This window comes from Streptomyces sp. NPDC002306 (assembly GCF_053593435.1).
In genome coordinates this window covers 241,400-261,344 of sequence record NZ_JBSFCK010000002.1, presented here as the reverse complement: position 1 = coordinate 261,344, position 19,945 = coordinate 241,400, and the positions used below count along the sequence as shown (strand labels likewise).

The 19,945-nt window shown below is 73.2% G+C and carries 18 protein-coding genes; 15 read left to right on the top strand and 3 right to left on the bottom strand.

The window, feature by feature from the left end:
• Positions 1-110 precede the first annotated feature (110 nt).
• The 13 genes from ACWCQK_RS05560 (at position 111) to ACWCQK_RS05500 (ending at position 14,225) form a co-directional block, all read left to right on the top strand.
• Positions 111-1,748, top strand: a complete 1,638-nt coding sequence (locus ACWCQK_RS05560; RefSeq protein ID WP_451152209.1) for a polyamine aminopropyltransferase — start codon at positions 111-113, stop codon at positions 1,746-1,748.
• Positions 1,749-1,812: 64 nt separating this feature from the next.
• Positions 1,813-2,796: an SRPBCC domain-containing protein gene (locus ACWCQK_RS05555; protein ID WP_451152207.1), complete on the top strand. Its 984-nt coding sequence runs from the start codon at positions 1,813-1,815 to the stop codon at positions 2,794-2,796.
• A 57-nt stretch (positions 2,797-2,853) separates the two neighbouring features.
• On the top strand, positions 2,854-3,642 hold the full coding sequence (locus ACWCQK_RS05550) for an aldose epimerase family protein (protein WP_451152205.1): 789 nt from the start codon (positions 2,854-2,856) through the stop codon (positions 3,640-3,642).
• A gap of 10 nt (positions 3,643-3,652) precedes the next feature.
• Positions 3,653-4,201 carry an orotate phosphoribosyltransferase gene (gene pyrE / locus ACWCQK_RS05545; RefSeq protein ID WP_451152203.1) on the top strand — a complete coding sequence of 183 codons (549 nt, stop codon included), beginning with the start codon at positions 3,653-3,655 and terminating at the stop codon, positions 4,199-4,201.
• A gap of 178 nt (positions 4,202-4,379) precedes the next feature.
• Positions 4,380-5,402, top strand: coding sequence for a class II fructose-bisphosphate aldolase (gene fbaA, locus ACWCQK_RS05540; RefSeq protein ID WP_451152201.1), 1,023 nt, complete (start codon positions 4,380-4,382; stop codon positions 5,400-5,402).
• A 130-nt stretch (positions 5,403-5,532) separates the two neighbouring features.
• Complete coding sequence (locus ACWCQK_RS05535) at positions 5,533-7,005, top strand: MFS transporter (protein WP_451152199.1); 1,473 nt, start codon at positions 5,533-5,535, stop codon at positions 7,003-7,005.
• A 98-nt stretch (positions 7,006-7,103) separates the two neighbouring features.
• Positions 7,104-7,517, top strand: a complete 414-nt coding sequence (locus ACWCQK_RS05530; protein WP_451152197.1) for a DUF3151 domain-containing protein — start codon at positions 7,104-7,106, stop codon at positions 7,515-7,517.
• A gap of 173 nt (positions 7,518-7,690) precedes the next feature.
• A complete protein-coding gene (locus ACWCQK_RS05525) occupies positions 7,691-8,530 on the top strand; it encodes a tryptophan 2,3-dioxygenase family protein (protein ID WP_451152195.1) in 840 nt (279 codons plus the stop codon).
• Positions 8,523-9,740 carry a kynureninase gene (kynU, locus tag ACWCQK_RS05520; protein ID WP_451152193.1) on the top strand — a complete coding sequence of 406 codons (1,218 nt, stop codon included), beginning with the start codon at positions 8,523-8,525 and terminating at the stop codon, positions 9,738-9,740. The genes ACWCQK_RS05525 and kynU overlap by 8 nt, the downstream gene beginning before the upstream one ends.
• 205 nt (positions 9,741-9,945) lie before the next feature.
• Positions 9,946-10,830: an alpha/beta hydrolase gene (locus ACWCQK_RS05515; RefSeq protein ID WP_451152191.1), complete on the top strand. Its 885-nt coding sequence runs from the start codon at positions 9,946-9,948 to the stop codon at positions 10,828-10,830.
• A 91-nt stretch (positions 10,831-10,921) separates the two neighbouring features.
• Entirely contained in the window at positions 10,922-12,283 is a 1,362-nt protein-coding gene (locus tag ACWCQK_RS05510; protein ID WP_451152189.1) for a sensor histidine kinase, read from the top strand.
• Positions 12,280-12,945, top strand: coding sequence for a response regulator (locus ACWCQK_RS05505; protein WP_451152187.1), 666 nt, complete (start codon positions 12,280-12,282; stop codon positions 12,943-12,945). The genes ACWCQK_RS05510 and ACWCQK_RS05505 overlap by 4 nt, the downstream gene beginning before the upstream one ends.
• Before the next feature lie 62 nt (positions 12,946-13,007).
• A complete protein-coding gene (locus ACWCQK_RS05500) occupies positions 13,008-14,225 on the top strand; it encodes a cytochrome P450 (RefSeq protein ID WP_451152185.1) in 1,218 nt (405 codons plus the stop codon).
• Positions 14,226-14,335: 110 nt separating this feature from the next.
• Here the strand turns inward: ACWCQK_RS05500 and ACWCQK_RS05495 are convergent, their stop codons facing one another.
• Positions 14,336-15,964, bottom strand: a complete 1,629-nt coding sequence (locus ACWCQK_RS05495) for an ABC transporter permease (protein ID WP_451152183.1) — start codon at positions 15,962-15,964, stop codon at positions 14,336-14,338.
• Positions 15,961-16,872, bottom strand: coding sequence for an ABC transporter ATP-binding protein (locus ACWCQK_RS05490; protein WP_451152181.1), 912 nt, complete (start codon positions 16,870-16,872; stop codon positions 15,961-15,963). Before ACWCQK_RS05490 ends, ACWCQK_RS05495 begins: the two co-directional genes overlap by 4 nt.
• A gap of 73 nt (positions 16,873-16,945) precedes the next feature.
• Here ACWCQK_RS05490 and ACWCQK_RS05485 point away from each other — a divergent pair, with 73 nt between their 5' ends.
• Positions 16,946-17,446: a GbsR/MarR family transcriptional regulator gene (locus ACWCQK_RS05485; RefSeq protein WP_451152179.1), complete on the top strand. Its 501-nt coding sequence runs from the start codon at positions 16,946-16,948 to the stop codon at positions 17,444-17,446.
• A gap of 112 nt (positions 17,447-17,558) precedes the next feature.
• Here the strand turns inward: ACWCQK_RS05485 and ACWCQK_RS05480 are convergent, their stop codons facing one another.
• The gene (locus ACWCQK_RS05480; protein WP_451152177.1) at positions 17,559-18,416 is read right to left on the bottom strand and encodes a diacylglycerol kinase family protein; all 858 of its coding nucleotides are present in this window, start codon (positions 18,414-18,416) and stop codon (positions 17,559-17,561) included.
• Between the two features lie 210 nt (positions 18,417-18,626).
• Here ACWCQK_RS05480 and ACWCQK_RS05475 point away from each other — a divergent pair, with 210 nt between their 5' ends.
• Positions 18,627-19,910 (top strand): adenylosuccinate synthase, encoded by a 1,284-nt coding sequence (locus ACWCQK_RS05475; RefSeq protein ID WP_451152175.1) that lies wholly within the window; start codon positions 18,627-18,629, stop codon positions 19,908-19,910.
• Positions 19,911-19,945 lie beyond the last annotated feature (35 nt).

Sequence of the window (19,945 nt, the reverse complement as noted above, 5' to 3'; positions counted from 1 at the left end):
CGGTCGGTCCGGGATGCGGGCGTCGGGCAAACGTCCGGCGCCCGAGCGGCGTGCAGTTCCACACGTGTGGGTGACGAGGCGTCCCACACTCGTGACGTAACGTCGCAGTCGTGATCGAGCCGCACGCCCCCGCTCCGCCCGGCACCCCGCCGCCCTGGGGCGGCCCGGCGCGGCTGCCGGTCCGGCCGGGGACCGGGCGGTTCCTGGTCCTCACGGGCGTCTTCGTCTGCGCCGCGTGCGGACTGGTGTACGAACTCGAACTCGTCGCCCTGGCCTCGTATCTGATCGGCGACTCGGTCACCCAGGCCTCGGTCGTGCTGTCGGTCATGGTCTTCGCGATGGGGATCGGTTCGCTCGCCGCGAAGCGGCTGCGCCTGCACGCGGCCGCCGGATTCGGCGCGGTCGAGGCGGCCCTCGCCCTCGTCGGCGGGTGCAGCGCGATGGCGCTGTACGCGGTGTTCGCCTGGACCGGCGGCTGGGGCGGCATATGGGCCGACGGCCCGCGCTGTCTGCTGGTCGCGTTCTCCCTCGCGATCGGCCTGCTGATCGGCGCGGAGGTCCCGCTGCTGATGGAGCTGATCCAGCGCATCCGCCGGCAGGACGCGGGCGGCGCGGTCGCCGACCTGTTCGCGGCGGACTACGTCGGCGCGCTGGCCGGAGGCCTCGCCTTCCCCTTCCTCCTGCTGCCCTTCCTGGGCCAGGTGACCGGCGCCCTGCTCACCGGCACGGTGAACGTCGTGGCCGGGGGCGCCCTGGTGTTCGGCCTGTTCCGCCGGGACCTGACCCGCCGGGGGCGCTGGGTGCTGCTGGTCGCCAACCTCGCCGTGCTCGGTGTCCTCGCGGCGGCCGCGGTGCTCGTCGGCGACTTCGAACGGGCGGCGCGGAACGCGGTCTACGGCGACGACGTCCGGGTGGCGGTACGGACCGACGTCCAGGAGGTGGTCCTCACCGGCGGCAGCGACGGCCGTCCCGTCAGCCTCTTCCTCGACGGCCGGCTGCGCGGCGGTGGCCGCGACGAACAGCGGTACCACGAGGCCCTGGTCCACCCCGCGATGCACGGCCGCCACGCGCGCGTGCTCATCCTCGGCGGCGGTGACGGACTGGCCGCGCGCGAGGTGCTGCGCCATCCCGGCGTGCGCCGCGTCGACATCGTCGAACGGGACGCGGGCGTGGTGCGGCTGGCGCGCACCGACCCGGCGCTCTCCGCGCTGAACGGACACGTGTACGGCGATCCCCGGGTGCACGTGACGACGGCCGACGCGTTCTGCTGGCTGCGCAGGGCGCCGACGGAAGGCTACGACGTCGTCGTCTCGGACCTGCCGGACCCCGGCATCACCGCCAGCACGAAGCTGTACTCACTGGAGTTCTACGGCCTGACCCGGCGTGTCCTGGCGGACGGCGGCCGGCTCGTGGTGCACGCCGGGCAGGTCACCTCCCGCCCGCGGGTCTTCTGGACGGTGGACGCGACGGTCCACGCCGCGGGTCTGGGCACCGCCCCCTACCGGGTGACCGGCCGCGACGTCGGGTTCGCGGCGGGACCCGACCGGTCCGCCTCCACCTCGCGCGCGCCGCGCGACTGGGGTTTCGTCCTGGCCCGGGACGGCGCCCGCCCGGCCCTCGCCGTGGAGCGGGTGGATCCGCCGCTGCGCACGCTGACCGGGGCGGGGCTCGCGGCGGACGCGCGGGCGGTCCTGCGGACCCGGATCCAGGGACTGCCGGCCTCCACGCTGGTCCATCCGCGGTACTGATTGGGGGGACGACTCCGGCCGAGGGGGAGGTATTCCAGGCGCCCCCTGGGTAGGCTCCGACGACATGGAGCATGAGGTGTTCGTTCCGGTTCCCGCCGAGCGGCTCAGGGCGGCGCTGGCCGACCCCGCGCGGGTCGCCCGGGCGGTTCCCGGGCTCCAGCAGGACGCAGGTGCCGCGCCGGGCACCGGGCGGCTGAAGGTGCGCGTGGGAAGCCACAGCATCACCTACCGCGGACGCGTGCGGGTGTCGGCGGGGCAGGACGGTTCGTACGCCGTCGAGAGCGACGCCACCGAGGTGCGCGGCACGGGGTCGGTGAAACTCGCGCTCACCGTCCGCGTGCGGGACACGGACGGCGGCGCCGCCGTCACCTTCGAGGGCACGGCCACGGCGGACGGCCGGGTCGCCGAACTGCCCGCGGAGACCGTCGCCGCCACCGGCACACGGCTGCTGAACCGCTTCACGGAGAACCTGTGCGCGGACGAGACGGAGACCGGTGCCGACTCCGACGCGGGGGTGGAAGCGGGGGCGGGGGCACGGGGCGAGCACCCGTCCGTGATCGAGACGGAGGCCTCGCCGGCGTCTCCGACCTCCCCTGCCGAGCCGATCGAGCCGATCGAGCCGACGGAAGCCGCTGACTCCGCAAGGGCCGCCGGGGCTGTCGACTCCGCCGGACCCGCCGAGCCGGCTGAGCCCGCCGAGTCCCCCGAGTCCCCAGAATCCTCCGAGTCCCCCGAGCCCTCCGACGAGTCCTCCGAGTCCGTCGAGCCCTTCGAGGGTGTCGAATCCATCGGACCCGTCGAGCCCGTCGAGCCCGTCGAGCCCGTCGAGCCGGGGGAGCCGGCCGCCGAGGCCGCGCACGCGCGGCGGACGATGATCGGGCGGAGCGCCGAGGAGGTCGACCACGCGCCGCCGCGCGGGCGGTACGCCCCCGTGCCCGCGCCGCAGACCATCGCGCCCAACTCGACCCTGCGCTGGGCCGCGCCGGCGGCGGCGCTGGTGGTGGCCTCGGCGATCGTGGTGGGGCGCGCCCTGCGCAAGCGGCGCTGAGCGGGCGGCAACCGGCCACTGCCACGGCCCCCTTGATCCGCCCAGTAGGGTCGTTCCGTGAGTAACGAAGACATCACGTTGGCCGCGGGTGACGCGGAAGTCGTAGTGCAGCCGGGGAACGGGGGCCGCATCGGCGGGCTTCGGGTCGCGGGCGTCGAACTGCTCAGGCAGGGCGAGCGTTTCGGCTGCTTCCCGATGGTTCCCTGGTGCGGGCGGATCCGCGACGGACGCTTCCGGGACGGCGGCGCCGTCCAGCAGATGCCGCTCAACTCCCCGCCGCACGCCATCCACGGCACCGTCCGCGACGGCGCCTGGCGCGTGGCGCGCGCCGCGGCGGACGAGGCCGTCATCACGTACGACCTCGTCGACCCCTGGCCCCACCCCGGCCGGGTCACCCAGGTGGTGGCCCTCGCCCCGGACAGCCTCACGCTCACCATGGCGGTGGAGACACACGCGTCCTCCTTCCCGGCGCAGATCGGCTGGCACCCCTGGTTCAACCGGAACCTCGACGGGGCGGACGCCCGGCTCGCCTTCGAGCCGGGCTGGCAGGAGGAGCGCGGCGACGACCACCTGCCGACCGGCGACCGCGTCGACCCCCGGCCGGGTCCCTGGGACGACTGCTTCGGCATGCCCGGCGGGGTCGACGTCACCGTCACCTGGCCGGGCCGGCTGGAACTGAGGGTGACGAGTCCCGAGGAGTGGGTGGTCGTCTACGACGAGCAGGAGGCCGCCGTGTGCGTCGAGCCGCAGACCGGTCCGCCCAACGGGCTGAACACCGCCCCGCGCCTGGTCACACCGCTGGAGCCGCTGGAGGCCACCACCACCTGGAGCTGGCGGCGCCTCTAAGCTGACGGGCATGACGGACGTACGCGGCGCGCTGCTGCAGCAGATCAAGGACAAGGCCGTGGTGCACGGCAAGGTGACCCTCTCCTCGGGTCTGGAGGCCGACTACTACGTCGACCTGCGCCGCATCACCCTCGACGGCGAGGCCGCCCCGCTGGTCGGCCAGGTGCTCCTGGACCTGACCGCCGAGTTCGACTTCGACGCGGTCGGCGGCCTGACCATGGGCGCCGACCCGGTGGCCGCGGCCATGCTGCACGCGGCCGCGGCGCGCGGACGGAAACTGGACGCCTTCGTCGTGCGCAAGGCCGCCAAGGCGCACGGTCTCCAGCGCCAGGTGGAGGGTCCGGAGATCGCCGGTCGCCGCGTCCTGGTCGTCGAGGACACCTCCACCACCGGCGGTTCGCCGCTCACCGCCGTCGAGGCCGTGCGCGCGGCGGGCGCCGAGGTCGTCGCCGTGGCGACCATCGTCGACCGGGCGACCGGCGCCGCCGAGAAGATCGAGGCGGGCGCGGGCGTGCCGTACCGCTTCGCGTTCTCCAAGGACGAACTGGGCCTGGACTGAACCGGATCCGGACCGGCGCTCCGGCGGCCGCGCGAGAGTTGTCCACAGGTCGGGACGGCTTGGACCGAGCACCGGCGCATGTCTGGAAAGATGGGGACGACGATGACGTCGCACCCAAGGTTCCGGTCAGGGCCGTAAGTACGCAGCAAGCCCACCCGCACATACAAGGAGCGGACAGATGCCCATCGCAACCCCCGAGGTCTACAACGAGATGCTCGACCGGGCGAAGGCAGGCAAGTTCGCCTACCCGGCCATCAACGTCACCTCGAGCCAGACCCTGAACGCGGCGCTGCGCGGTTTCGCGGAGGCGGAGAGCGACGGCATCATCCAGATCTCGACGGGTGGCGCCGAGTTCCTGGGCGGTCAGTACAGCAAGGACATGGTCACCGGCGCGGTGGCGCTGGCCGAGTACGCGCACATCATCGCGGAGAAGTACCCGGTCACGGTCGCCCTGCACACGGACCACTGCCCGAAGGACAAGCTCGACGGGTACGTCCGTCCGCTGCTGGAGATCTCCCAGGAGCGCGTCAAGGCCGGCCAGAACCCGCTGTTCCAGTCGCACATGTGGGACGGCTCCGCCGAGACCCTCGCCGACAACCTGGCCATCGCCCAGGAGCTGCTGGAGAAGGCCCGCAACGCGCAGATCATCCTCGAGGTGGAGATCACCCCGACCGGTGGCGAGGAGGACGGCGTCACCCACGAGATCAACGACTCCCTCTACACCACGGTCGAGGACGCGATCCGCACGGCCGAGGCGCTGGGCCTGGGCGAGAAGGGCCGCTACCTGCTGGCCGCGTCCTTCGGCAACGTCCACGGCGTGTACAAGCCGGGCAACGTGGTCCTGCGTCCCGAGCTCCTGAAGGAGCTGAACGAGGGCGTGGCCGCGAAGTACGGCAAGCAGTCCCCGTTCGACTTCGTCTTCCACGGCGGCTCCGGCTCCTCCGCGCAGGAGATCGCCACCGCGCTGGAGAACGGCGTCGTGAAGATGAACATCGACACGGACACGCAGTACGCGTTCACCCGCCCGGTGGCCGACCACATGTTCAAGCACTACGACGGCGTCCTGAAGGTCGACGGCGAGGTCGGCTCCAAGTCGACCTACGACCCGCGCACCTGGGGCAAGCTGGCCGAGGCGTCGATGGCGAAGCGCGTCGTCGAGGCGACCCAGCACCTGCGGTCGGCCGGCACGCGCATCAAGTAGTCCGCGGGGCAGCTGTCCGTACGGAGCAGTCCGTACGGACGCGGTCCGTACGGCGGACCCGGAGTCGCCGCCGCGGCGCCGGGTCCGCCGCACACTGGTCGAAGGCGGCCCGGCGGGGGATGATCGGCTCATGCCCGACGTACGGCTGGCTTCCTCCCAGGGCAAGTGGATCCTGCTGACCACGGTCCTGGGTTCCAGCATGGCCATGCTGGACTCGACCGTCGTCAACGTCGCGCTGCCCACCATCGGCCGCGACCTCGGCGGGAACCTCGCCGCCCTCCAGTGGACGGTCAACGCGTATCTGGTCACGCTGGCCGGTCTGATCCTGCTCGGCGGCTCGCTGGGCGACCGCTACGGGCGGCGGAAGATCTTCGTCCTGGGCGTGGTCTGGTTCGCCGCCGCCTCCCTGATGTGCGGTCTCGCCCCGACCCCCGAGATCCTCATCGCGGCCCGCGCCCTCCAGGGGGTCGGCGGCGCCCTGCTGACCCCGGGCTCGCTCTCCCTCATCCAGGCCTCCTTCCACCCCGACGACCGGGGCAGGGCCGTGGGCCTGTGGTCCGGTTTCGGCGGCATCGGCGCGGCCGTCGGCCCGTTCCTCGGCGGCTGGCTGGTGGACGGACCGGGCTGGCGCTGGGTGTTCCTGCTGAACGTCCCGCTCGCCCTGCTGTGCGCCCCCATCGCCGTGCGCCATGTCCCCGAGTCGGCCGACGGCCGCGCGCACGGCCGCTTCGACGTGCTGGGCGCGGCCCTGGGCGCCCTGGCGCTCGCCCTGCTGACGTACGCCCTGATCGAGGCCCGCGGCGGCTCCCTCGCCGTCGTCCTCACCGCGGTCGCGGGGGTGGCCGCGGCGGTCGCCTTCGTGTACGTCGAGAAGCACCGCGCCGACCCGATGATGCCGCCGGACATCTTCGCGTCCCGCCAGTTCACGGCGGTCAACCTGGTCACGCTGTGCGTGTACGCGGCCTTCGGCGGCTTCTTCTTCCTCTCCGCGCTCCAGCTCCAGGTCGTGGCCGGGTACTCGGCGCTCCGCGCCGGTACGGCCCTGCTGCCGACCACCATCCTGATGCTGCTGCTGTCCGCCCGCTCCGGAGAGCTCGGGGAGCGGATCGGCCCGCGCATCCCGCTCACGGTCGGCCCGCTGCTCTGCGCCGCCGGCATGCTGCTGATGCTGCGGGTCGGACCGCACGCCGGGTACGTCACGGACGTGCTGCCCGCGGTGCTCGTCCTCGGCCTCGGCATGGTCTGCCTGGTGGCCCCGCTGACCGCGACCGTGCTCGCCTCGGTGGACGCCACGCGGGCGGGCCTGGCCAGCGGCGTCAACAACGCGGCGGCCCGCGCGGCCGGGCTCTTCGCGGTGGCCGCGCTGCCGCTGCTGGCCGGGATGGGACCGGAGGCCTACCGCTCGGCGGCCGCCTTCGACGCCGCGTTCCGGCGTGCGATGCCGCTGTGCGCGGGTGTCCTGGTGGTGGGCGCGGTGATCGCCTTCACGACCGTGCGCCGCCCGACCCCGGACTGCCGCCGCCCCCAGTGCCGCACGCACGGCTGTGTGACGTCTCCGCCGGTGGAGCCCGGCCGGACCCGGCCGAAGTCCTCCGGCGTCTGAGCGCGACCCGGGGCCGAGGGCCGGGTGTCCGGCGGGAGGGGCCGACAGGGGCGTACGCGCGCGTCACCGATCAAGGACGATGCAGCAGACTGGAACCCATGACGATTCACGAGAACCTCCTCGGGGGCCCGCCCCCGACCCGTCTCCCCGACGATCCCGAGCCGCGCGAGCTGCTCGCCGGCGGCACCGCGCCCGCCGATGTCGCCGCCAAGTACCCGACGTCCTCGTTGGCCTGGGCCCAGCTGGCCGACGACGCGTTCGAGCGGGGCAGCGTCGTGGAGTCGTACGCGTACGCCCGTACGGGCTATCACCGTGGTCTGGACTCCCTGCGCCGCAACGGCTGGAAGGGCCACGGCCCGGTGCCGTGGGAGCACGAGCCGAACCGCGGCTTCCTGCGCGCCCTGCACGCCCTCGCCCGCGCCGCGCAGTCGATCGGCGAGCAGGAGGAGTACGAGCGCTGCTCGCAGTTCCTGAAGGACTCCTCGCCGGCGGCGGCGCAGACGCTGGGCTAGACAGGGCCCCAGGACACCGGGCCGCTACGGCCCCCGGGGTGCGGCCCGCCTGTGACCAGGCGGGCCTTGCTCTTTCGAGGGACGATCGCGGAGGATGCCCGATGGGGACCGGGGCCCCCGTGTCGATAACGGCAGGGGCGGACCGCTACCCGGAAACACAACAGGAGACAGCGATGTCCCACGAGGCTCGTGAGGCCCAAGAGCCCGAGACCCCGCATCTCGACTTCGCCGGTACGACCCCTTACGAGGACTACGTCAAGGCGGACGTGCTCACCCATCTCCAGCACACCCTCTCCGACGATCCCGGAGAGATGGTCTTCCTGGTCACGACCCAGGTGATGGAGCTGTGGTTCACCGTCATCGTCCACGAGTGGGAGACCGCCGCGCGGGCCCTTCGTGAGGACCGGGTGCCGGTGGCGATCGACGCGCTGAAGCGGTCCGTACGGGAGCTGGAGGCGCTGAACGCCAGCTGGCGGCCGCTCGGACAGCTCACCCCCGCCCAGTTCAACTCGTACCGTTCGGCCCTCGGCGAGGGCTCCGGCTTCCAGTCGGCGATGTACCGGCGGATGGAGTTCCTGCTCGGCGATAAGTCCGCGTCGATGCTGGTCCCGCACCGGGGCGCGCCGCGCGTGCACGCCGAGCTGGAGAAGGCGCTGTACGAGCCGAGCCTGTACGACGAGGTGCTGCGGCTGCTCGCCCGGCGCGGGCACCCGGTCCCGGCCGCCGCGCTCGACCGTGACGTCTCGCGGCGCTACGACCCCTCCCCCGAGGTGGAGGCGGTCTGGACGGCCGTCTACTCCGGCGACGCGGCCGACGAGGTCGCCCGGCTCGGCGAGGCGCTCACCGATGTCGCCGAGCTGGTGTGGCGCTGGCGCAACGACCACCTCGTCGCCACCCGGCGCGCGATGGGCGCGAAGGCCGGGACCGGCGGTTCGGCGGGCGTGGCCTGGCTGGAGAAGCGCGCACGGAAGAACGTGTTCCCCGAGCTGTGGACGGCGAGGTCCCATGTCTGACAGGTCCGAGCAGGCGGCGCGCGCGGAGAAGCTGGAAGCCGCCGACGAGCTGGCCGGCGTGCGCGCGCGGTTCGTCCTCGACGACACCGTGTATCTGGACGGCAACTCGCTGGGCGCGCTGCCCGCGGCCGTGCCCGGCCGGGTGGCGGACGTCGTCCGCCGCCAGTGGGGCGAGCTGCGCATCCGCTCCTGGGACGAGAGCGGCTGGTGGACCGCGCCCGAGCGGATCGGCGACCTGATAGCACCGCTGGTGGGCGCCGCTCCCGGGCAGATCGTGGTCGGCGACTCCACCAGCGTCAACGTCTTCAAGGCACTGGTGGCGGCGGTGCGGATGGCCGGGGAGGGGCGTGACGAGATCGTCGTGGACGCCACCACCTTCCCGAGCGACGGGTACATCGCCGAGTCGGCGGCCCGGATGACCGGCTGCTCGCTGCGCCCGGTGACCCCGGCGGAGGTGCCGGGCGTGCTGTCCGGCCGCACCGCCGCGGTGCTGCTCAACCACGTCGACTACCGCACGGGCCGGCTGCACGACCTGCCCGGTCTCACGGCCGCGGTGCGCGCCGCGGGCGCGGTGTCCGTCTGGGACCTGTGCCACAGCGCGGGCGCCCTGCCGGTCGGTCTGGACGAGCACGGCGTGGACCTCGCGGTCGGCTGCACCTACAAGTACCTCAACGGCGGTCCGGGCGCACCGGCGTACCTCTACGTGCGCGAGGGTCTCCAGGACCGCTTCGACTCCCCGCTGCCCGGCTGGAACTCGCACGCGGAGCCGTTCGGCATGCGCGGTGCGTACGAGCCGGCGGCGGGGGCGGTCCGGGGCCGGGTGGGCACCCCGGACATCCTGTCGATGCTCGCCCTGGAGGCGGCCCTGGAGGTCTGGGACGGTGTCCCGGTCGAGGCCGTGCGCGCCAAGTCCCTCGCCCTGACGGACTTCTTCCTGGAGTGCGTGAACGCGTACGTCCCGCCCGGGCACGTCGAGTCGCTGACTCCGGCGGCGCACGGGGAGCGGGGCAGCCAGGTGGCCCTGCGGTGCGCGCGGGCCCGGGAGGTCATGCGGCGGCTGATCGAGCGCGGGATCGTCGGCGACTTCCGGCACCCCGATGTGCTGCGCTTCGGCTTCACCCCGCTGTACGTCGGGTTCGCCGACGTGGAGCGGGCGGCGCGGGTGCTGGCCGAGGTGCTGGCGGACGTGACCGGGGAGACGCTCGGCTAGTCCCCGCCGTACGGATCAGCCCGGTGTCGCGGGGAGGCGCACGCCCGGTGCGGGCCGCGGGAGAACCGTTTGGCCCTCACCGAGCGTGACATCCGCGTGTCCGCGCACGTCACGGGCCTGATACCGTCCCCGCCAACGGCCGAATTCTCTCCTGGTACGCCAAACCCGGTCCGCCAAGTCCGTTTCGTCGCTGAGAGGTTGGAGCATGCCGGACGACGCAGCAGCAGCCCGTGCCGCCGCCGAGGAGGAGTCGGCCTTCTCGCATCCCGCGGTCGACCCCGACTCCACCGGCGGGTACGGCGATCACCCCGATCAGGTGATCGACTTCTACGCGCCGCGCGTCGAGGCGGTCCCGGGCGTCGCGGCCCCCCTGGTCGTCGTCCTGCACGGTGGCGCCTGGCGCGCTCCGTACGACCGGCGGCACGTCACCCCGTTCGCGGACTTCCTGGCCCGCCGGGGCTTCGCCGTGGCCAACGTCGAGTACCGGCGCGGGGCCTCGATCCCGGGGCAGGGCGGCAGCGGGCCGGTGGCGGGCCGCTGGCCGGACACCTTCGACGACGTGGCCGCCGCGCTGGACGCCCTGCCCGCGCTCGCCCGGCAGGCCCTCCCGCAGGCGGATCCGCGGCGCACGGTCGTCGTCGGCCACTCGGCGGGCGGTCACCTGGCCCTGTGGGCGGCGGCCCGGCATGTCCTGCCGGCCGACGCCCCCTGGCGCACCGACGGCCCCGCCGCCCTGCGCGGGGTGGTCGCCCTGGCCCCGATCGCCGACTTCGCGGTCGCCGAGAAGCTGGAGGTGTGCGGTGGCGCGGCCGGCCAACTCCTGGGCGGCGAGGAACACTTCGGCGTACGGCAGCCGTACGCCGACCCCGCGCTGCTGCTCCCCACCGGCATCGCGACCACGCTCGTCCAAGGCCGTGGCGACGACGTCGTCCCGCAGGCGGTCGCCGAGGCGTACGCGGAGGCGGCGGCGAAGGCCGGCGAGGTGGTGGGCCTGACGCTGCTGGAGGAGGTCGGCCACTTCCCGCTGATCGACCCGGCGGCGGACGCGTGCGCGGTGGTGGCGGAGGAGATCGCGCAACTGGCGTGGTGACACCCGCGGTCCCGTAGTACCTGAGACGGACTGCGAAGGACCCCTCTCACTGCTGACGACCGCGCCCCCTCCTGCGCCTACCGTTCTGTACGTGACCGACACGACCCAGACGCAGACGACGCCCTCGGGGGGCGCGGACCAGTCCTTCAGCGCGCACCAGCCGCGCAGCCCGGAGTTCCGGCTGGCCGCGGACGCCCTGCGCGGACTGCGGCAGGACCTCTTCCAGGACGCGTTCGCCTACCGTCCGCTGCCGCCCAGGAGCACGACGGGCCCGCTGACCCGGCGGCTCTCCGGCCGGATGCGGCAGTACGCGGCCTGGAACCGGCACCTGGCGGTGGCGGCCGGCGGCGGGGTGGCGATGGTGGCCGCCACGGCCGGCGGCGGCGGGGGTGTGACCCTGCTGTGCGCCCTGCTCGCCCTGGCCCCGGTGCTGCTGACCCTGGTCCGGCCGATCGGCGCCCTCTGGCTGTCCTTCGCGTCGACCACCGTGGTGGCCGTACTCGGCTCGGAGCTGGGCGACTGGCCGTGGCCGCCCTGCAGCTTCATCTCCCACCTCGTGGTCCTGACCGTCGTCGCGATACGGACCCGGCCGCGCACGGCCGCGTGGATGTGGATGCTCACCGCGCTCTACGGCTTCTTCGCGGAGACCCTCTTCGGCGGGGGGCACTACTACGGCACCAACACCGCGCCCATGCTGGTCCTCTCCGCGCTGATCCTTCTCGTGGTCACGGTCTGGCACATCCGCCGTGACGCGGAGGAGGTGGTCACCGCCCAGCAGACGGTGACCGCGCACGAGCGTTCCCGGCGCACCCTGCTGGAGGAGCGCACCACGATCGCCCGTGAGCTGCACGACGTGGTCGCCCACCACATGTCGGTGGTCGCCATCCAGGCGGAGGCCGCGCCCTACCGGGTGGACAACCCGCCGCCGGAGCTGGAGCGCGCCTTCGCCACCATCCGGGAGAACGCGGTGGCGGCGCTGACCGAGCTGCGCCGCGTGCTGGGTGTGGTCCGCGCCGAGGACTACGAGGCGCCGGAGGCCCCGCAGCCCACGCTCGCCGACCTGGACGCCCTGCTGGCCAATGTGCGGGACGCGGGGCTGAGCGTGGACAAGGCGGTGACGGGCGCGGTGCGCGAACTCCCGCAGGGCGTGGAGCTGTCGGCGTACCGCATCGTGCAGGAGGCGCTCAGCAACACGCTGCGGCACGCGCCGGGGGCGAGCGCCCGCGTCGAGATCGGCTATGTGCTCGGCGGGCTGGGGCTGCGCGTGGTCAACGGGCCGCTGCCCGAACCGTCGCTGGTGAAGCCGTCACCCGGGGCCGGGCACGGCGTCACCGGGATGCGCGAGCGCGTCTCCATGCTGAACGGGGAGATGACGGCCGGCCCGACCGGCGAGGGCGGATACGAGGTGACGGTGTTCCTGCCGGTGGCCTCGGTGATCGAGGGTGACGCATGACCATCCGGGTACTGATCGCGGACGACCAGATGATGGTGCGCGAGGGCTTCTCCGTGCTGCTGAACGCGATGCCGGACATCGAGGTCGTCGGCGAGGCCGTCAACGGGCGGGAAGCGGTCCAGCGGGTGCGGGAGCTGGCCCCGGACGTCGTGCTGATGGACATCCGGATGCCCGAGCTGAACGGCATCGAGGCGACCCGGGAGATCGTCGCCTCGGACGGCACGGCGAAGGTCCTGGTGCTGACGACGTTCGACCTCGACGAGTACGTGTACCAGGCGCTGCGGGCGGGGGCCTCCGGCTTCCTCCTGAAGGACGCCTCGGCACGTCAGCTCGCCGACGGGGTGCGGGTGGTGGCGGCCGGGGAGGCGCTGCTCGCGCCCTCGGTCACCAGGCGGCTGATCACCGAGTTCTCGAAGCTGTCCGACACCCCGCGGCCGGCGTCCACCGCGCAGGCGGCGTACGGGGAGCTGACCGAGCGGGAGACGGAGGTGCTGGTGCTGATCGCGCAGGGCCTGTCGAACGCGGAGATCGCCGGACGGCTGGTGGTCGCCGAGTCCACGATCAAGACGCATGTGAGCCGGATCCTGGTGAAACTGGGCCTGCGCGACCGCACGCAGGCGGCGGTCTTCGCGTACGAGGCACGGCTGGTCACCCCGGGCTGAGAGCGGGTGACGGGGTGGGACACCCCTGGTCAGGCAGGGGGGTGCCGGGCTAGCGTCCGTGCATGGCAGCTGCTTCCGATCTCGCCTTCGACCCCTGGGACGCCGGGTTCGTGGCCGACCCGTACCCGGCCTACGCCGAACTGCGCGCCCGGGGGCGGGTGATCCACTACGAGCCGACCGACCAGTGGCTCGTGCCGCACCACGCGGACGTCTCGGCGCTGCTGCGCGACCGGCGGCTCGGACGGACGTATCAGCACCGGTTCACGCACGAGGAGTTCGGCCGGAGCGCGCCGGCGCCCGAGCACGAGCCGTTCCACACGCTCAACGACCACGGGATGCTCGACCTGGAGCCGCCGGACCACACCCGGATCCGGCGCCTGGTGTCGAAGGCGTTCACCCCGCGCACGGTGGAGCGGCTGAAGCCGTACGTGGAGGGGCTGGCCGGTGAGCTGGTGACGGACCTGGTGGCGGCGGGCGGCGGCGATCTGCTGACGGACGTGGCGGAGCCGCTGCCGGTCGCGGTGATCGCGGAGATGCTGGGCATCCCCGGGCCGGACCGGGCCCTGCTGCGGCCCTGGTCGGCGGACATCTGCGGGATGTACGAGCTGAGCCCGTCGCGGGAGAGGGCGGCGAAGGCGGTACGGGCGTCGGCCGAGTTCTCCGACTACCTGCGGGAGCTGATCGCGGCCCGGCGCGAGAAGCCCGGCGACGACCTGATCTCCGGTCTGATCGCGGCCCACGACGAGGGCGACCGGCTCACCGAGCAGGAGATGATCTCGACGGCGGTGCTGCTGCTGAACGCGGGCCACGAGGCCACGGTGAACGCCACCGTCAACGGCTGGTGGGCCCTGTTCCGGCATCCCGGCCGGCTGGCGGCCCTGCGCGCCGACCACTCCCTGATCCCGTCCGCCGTCGAGGAGCTGATGCGCTACGACACCCCGCTGCAGCTCTTCGAGCGCTGGGTGCTGGACGAGATCGAGATCGACGGCCGGGTGATCCCGAGGGGCGCGGAGATCGCCCTGCTCTTCGGCTCCGCCAACCACGACCCGGCGGTCTTCCGCGACCCCGAGGCCCTGGACCTGAGCCGCGCGGACAACCCGCACATCTCCTTCAGCGCGGGCATCCACTACTGCATCGGCGCCCCGCTGGCCCGTATCGAACTGGCCGCGTCCATGGCGGCCCTGCTGACGAAGGCCCCGACGCTGAGCCTGGCGGCGGAGCCGGAGCGCACCCCGAACTTCGTGATCCGGGGGCTCAGCGGGCTGAGCGTCACGCTCTGACCCGCTGGACCAGGACCCACACCACGAGTGCGGCCCGCGCCGCGGGTTCCCGTCGGCCGTCGGCTCGTGGTGCGCGTCAGCTCGCGGTGCGGGTCAGCTCGCGGTGCGGGTCAGCTCGTCAGGTCGCGTCGGCTCAGGCCCGCGAGGCCGCCGGCCACCAGCACCGCCGCGAGCCCCGTCAGGGTCAGCACCGGAGCCCACTCCAGCTGCCCGCCCGGCAGCTTCGGCAGGTGCCCGAAGGGGGACAGGTCCAGGACGAACCGGGGGGCGTCCAGGGCCGGGCCCACCCAGCCGATCAGCAGCACGGCCCCGGCCACGCCCCAGGCGGCCGGTGCCGAGCGCGGCGCCACGCCGTACAGCAGCACCGCCAGGCCGCCGACGACCCACACCGCCGGGAGCTGGACCAGGCAGGCGACCAGGATCGGGCCGGTGTCCTTGCCGTAGCCGACCGCGAAACCGAGGCCCGCGAGGAGCATGATCAGGGCGGAGCCGCCGAAGGCGACCGACAGATGGCCGGCCGCCCAGCGCAGCCGGCCCACCGCGGCCGCCAGCACCGGTTCCGCCCGGCCCGAGGTCTCCTCGCCGTGCAGTCGCAGGACGGAGCCGACCACGTACAGCGCCGCGATCAGGCCGAGCATGCCGGTCATCGAGGCGAGGAAGGCGTCCGTGAGCGCGCCGTGGCCGCCCATCCGCTCGAAGATCTGGCGGGCCTTGTCGTTGTCTCCGACGAGGTCGGCCGCTCCCTCGGTCAGACCGCCGTAGACGATCCCGGCGAGCAGGAAGCCGACGCTCCAGCCGAGCACTCCGCCGCGTTGCAGCCGCCGGGCCAGCGCGCCCGCGGTGGCGAGGCGGCCGGTCGCGGGGCCCGGCCGCGTCGGCAGGAAGCTCATGCCGACGTCCCGGCGCCCGGCCAGCGCGTAGGCCGCCGCCCCCTGGACCAGCACCGCCGCCGCGAACAGCGCGAGCACCCACCACCGTTCGCCCGCGAAGGACCGCAGGTTCTCCAGCCAGCCGAGCGGGGACAGCCAGGTCGCCACGGACGAACCGTCGTCGGTCGCCGAGTCGCCCGCCGCGCGCAGCACGAAGGCCGCGCCCAGGACCGCCGCCGTCAGCCCCCGGGCCAGGCGGGCGCTCTCCGTCAGCTGGGCGACGATCGCCGCCGTCGTCGCGAAGACCATTCCGACGGCCGCGAGCCCGAGCCCGAAGGCCAGCGCCCCCGCCGTGCCCTGCCCGGCCAGCCCCGCCGTGACCAGCAGGGCGAGCACGGCGTTGGCGACCGCCGCGGCGAGCAGCGCCGCCGTCAGCGGGGCCCGCCGGCCCACCATGCCCGAGGCGATCAGTTCCTGGCGGCCGCTCTCCTCCTCGTCCCTGGTGTGCCGTACGACGACGAGCAGGCCGGTCACGGCGGCCAGGGCGCCCGCGTAGACGCCGACGCGCCAGGCCGTCAGCGCGCCGAGGGAGTCGTCGAAGACCGGTCCGACCAGCGCGCGCAGGGAGGAGTCGGCCGACATCTGGTGCAGGAGGTCGGCTCGCTGGGCCGCGGTGCCGTACAGACTCTTCAGGGTGTTCGGCATGGAGAGGACCATCAGCGTGTTCACCGCCACCCAGACCGGGATCAGCACCCGGTCGCGGCGCAGCGCGAACCGCAACAGGACCCCGGTACCCGCCAGTTGGCGGTGGGTCCTGGACCGTACCGCGACGGTGGTGGCCGTCGTCGCGGTCGTCGTGGCCGCGGTCATCGGGCCGCCTCGCTCGGTTCGTCCTGGTAGTGCCGCAGGAAGAGTTCCTCCAGCGTCGGCGGTGTCGAGGTCAGCGAGCGCACGCCCGCCGCGCTCAACGAGCGCACGACCGCGTCCAGTTCGCCGGTGTCGACCTGGAGGCGGACCCGCGGGCCCTGTACGGACAGGTCGTGGACGCCGGGCAGGCGGTCCAACCCGTCGGCAGGTCCGGCGAGTTCGGCGGTGACGCTGGTGCGGGTCAGATGGCGCAGCTCGGCCAGGGAGCCGGTCTCGACGGTCCGGCCCTTGCGGATGATGCTCACCCGGTCGCAGAGTTCCTCGACCTCGCTGAGGATGTGCGAGGAGAGCAGGACCGTACGGCCGCGCTCGCGTTCCTCCTCCACGCAGCGCTGGAAGACCTCCTCCATCAGCGGGTCGAGGCCCGAGGTCGGCTCGTCCAGGATCAGCAGGTCGACGTCCGAGGCGAAGGCGGCGACGAGGGCGACCTTCTGCCGGTTGCCCTTGGAGTAGGTGCGCCCCTTCTTGGTGGGGTCGAGCTCGAAGCGTTCGACCAGCTCCGCCCGGCGTCGCTGGTCGAGGCCGCCGCGCAGTCTGCCGTAGAGGTCGATGACCTCGCCGCCGGAGAGGTTGCGCCACAGGGTCACGTCGCCGGGGACGTAGGCGATCCGGCGGTGTGCCTCCACCGCGTCCGTCCACGGGTCGCGGCCGAGCACGCGCGCGGCGCCCGCGTCGGCGCGCAGCAGGCCGAGCAGGACGCGGAGGGCGGTGGACTTGCCCGCGCCGTTCGGGCCGAGGAAGCCGTGCACCTCGCCGGCGGCCACCTCCAGGTCGAGGCCGTCGAGGGCGTGGGTCCGGCCGAAGGACTTGTGCAGTCCGGAGACCTCGATCGCGGGATGTGTCGTCGTCACGCTTCAGAAAGTACGCTACTTTCAGAAACTTATGAAGTTAAGGAAACGTGTGAATCGCCGATAGGATGCGGGCATGACGGAACCAGCCGGGGCGCACCGGGACATGGAGGCCGTGTCGAAGTTCGTCGAGTCCTTCGCGGCGCAGCTCGTCGAGGCCGGGATGCAGCGCATGCCCGCCCGGGTCTTCGCCGCCCTCCTGGCCGCCGACGAGGGGGCGATGACCTCCGCCGAGCTGGCGGAACAGCTGCGGATCAGTCCCGCGGCGGTCTCCGGGGCCGTGCGCTACCTGGCCCAGCAGCACATGGTGTCCCGGGAGCGCGAGCCCGGCTCGCGCCGGGAGCGCTACCGGGTGCACAGCAACCAGTGGTACGAGGCGCTCACCAACCGGGAGGCCGTCATCAAGCGCTGGGAGGGGGCGCTGCGGGAGGGCGTGGCCGGCCTCGGCGCGCAGACGCCCGCCGGGCGCCGCATGGCCGAGACGCTCGCCTTCTTCGAGTTCGTCGACGAGGAGATCGCGGCCATGATGGAACGCTGGCGAGTCCACCGCGAACGCACCTTCGGCCCGCAGCCCTGACCACCCAGCCCTGACCACCCGGTCCGGTCGGCTCACGGTCCGGCCGGCTCACGGGCGGGCCGGTCTCCCCGCCCGGACCGCCCGGAGAAGGCCACCGCCTCGCCCCCGTCGCTCACCGGCCCGGCAGGGTCAGGCGCAGGCCTTCCTCCCGGACCGTCCAGGTCCGGCGGCGCACCGGGCCGGAGACGGCCGCGTCGGCCCGGTAACGGAAGTCCGTGCCCGAGACGGTCACCAGGCGTCCATGGGCCAGCAGGGGGGCCATCTCCGCGCCCACCGACGCCGGGTGCACCTCCACCGCGGCGACCCCGGCGCCTCCCCGTGTCACCGACACCGCCTCCACCGGCTGGTCCAGGTCGACCAGCGTGACCCCGTCGACCTCCACCCGCAGCCGGGACGGCCCGGTCCGGGGCGCGTCGAGGGGGGACGGGGTCCTGGCCGGACGGGACGGCACCAGCGTGCGGACCAGGGACTGGCACGTCCGCAGCCACGGGTGCGCCGGGTCGCCGACGGGCTCCCGCGGCACCTGGAACATGGGGACCGGCGGGATGCGCAACGCGCCCAGCACCACCCCGTCACTGTCGTCGACCAGCAGATCCAGCCGCCGCTCGGCGCCGTACAGCACGGCGCGCGCGGCCGCCACGGTCCCCGTCGGCACCCCGAGCGAACGGGCCACCGAGACCGCCGTGCCCACCGGCACCACCGACAGCACGCATCCGGCCAGTTCCCGCTGCCGGTGCAGCAGGGACACCGCCCGCACGAGCGCCCGGTCGTCGCCGACCACCACCGGCCGGCGGGAGCCCCGCCGGGCCAGGACGCGGGCGAACTCCTCGGGCCCCTCCGGCAGGCACACCTTCGTCGCCGCGCCCGCGCCGAGCACGTCTTTCGCGATCCGTACGGCCTCGCCGTCCGTCTGCCGGGCGACCGGGTCGATGACCACCAGCAACTGGTCGGAAGTCGCCACCTCGGTCATGCCTCGCTTCCTCGGGTAGCATCTTTGTGCAAGAGCCCCTTGCGCTATTGCGCCAGGGGCTTCGTCTATTCCGGGGCATCCGGGTCCGACGGGTTCACGGCCGACGACGGCCGTCGGTGGCCGACGTAGGCCGCCGGTGTACAAAGCACAAGGCCGTGCCGCGTACGCCCCCGACTCTGGACATGCCCCGCCCGGAAGGGGTGTACGCGCGTGCCCGCACTTGTGCTGCTCGGTGCTCAGTGGGGTGACGAAGGCAAGGGAAAGGCGACGGACCTGCTGGGCGGATCCGTTGATTATGTGGTGCGCTACCAGGGCGGCAACAACGCCGGCCACACGGTGGTCGTGGGCGACCAGAAGTATGCCCTTCACCTCCTCCCTTCCGGAATCCTGTCCCCGGGGTGCATCCCCGTCATCGGTAACGGTGTCGTGGTCGACCCGTCGGTCCTGCTCTCCGAGCTGAGCGGTCTGAACGAGCGCGGCGTCGACACGTCCAAGCTTCTGATCAGCGGAAACGCTCACGTCATCACGCCCTACAACGTCACCGTCGACAAGGTGACGGAACGCTTCCTCGGGAAGCGGAAGATCGGCACGACCGGGCGCGGTATCGGCCCGACCTACGCGGACAAGATCAACCGCGTCGGTATCCGGGTGCAGGACCTCTACGACGAGTCGATCCTGACCCAGAAGGTCGAGGCGGCTCTCGACGTCAAGAACCAGGTCCTCACCAAGCTCTACAACCGCCGCGCGATCGCCGTGGACCAGGTGGTCGAGGAGCTGCTGGGCTACGCGGACAAGCTCCTGCCGTACGTCGCCGACACCGTCCTCGTCCTCAACCAGGCGCTCGAGGACGACAAGGTGGTCCTCTTCGAGGGCGGCCAGGGCACGCTGCTGGACATCGACCACGGCACGTACCCCTTCGTCACCTCGTCGAACCCGACCGCGGGCGGCGCCTGCACCGGTTCCGGCGTGGGCCCGACCAAGATCAGCCGGGTCATCGGCATCCTCAAGGCCTACACCACCCGGGTCGGCGCGGGACCCTTCCCGACCGAGCTGTTCGACGCGGACGGCGAGGCGCTGCGGCGGATCGGCGGCGAGCGGGGCGTCACCACCGGCCGTGACCGCCGCTGCGGCTGGTTCGACGCGGTCATCGCCCGCTACGCGACCCGCGTGAACGGCCTGACCGACTTCTTCCTCACCAAGCTCGACGTCCTCACCGGCTGGGAGCAGATCCCGGTCTGTGTCGCGTACGAGATCGACGGCAAGCGCGTCGAGGAACTGCCCTACTCGCAGAGCGACTTCCACCACGCGAAGCCGATCTACGAGACCCTCCCCGGCTGGTCCGAGGACATCACGCAGGCGAAGTCGTTCTCCGACCTCCCGAAGAACGCCCAGGCGTACGTGAAGGCCCTGGAGGAGATGTCCGGCGCCCCGATCTCCGCGATCGGCGTGGGCCCGGGCCGGGACGAGACGATCGAGATCAACTCGTTCATCTAGGCCGCCGCAAGGACGGACCGGCTGCTCGGGCCGCC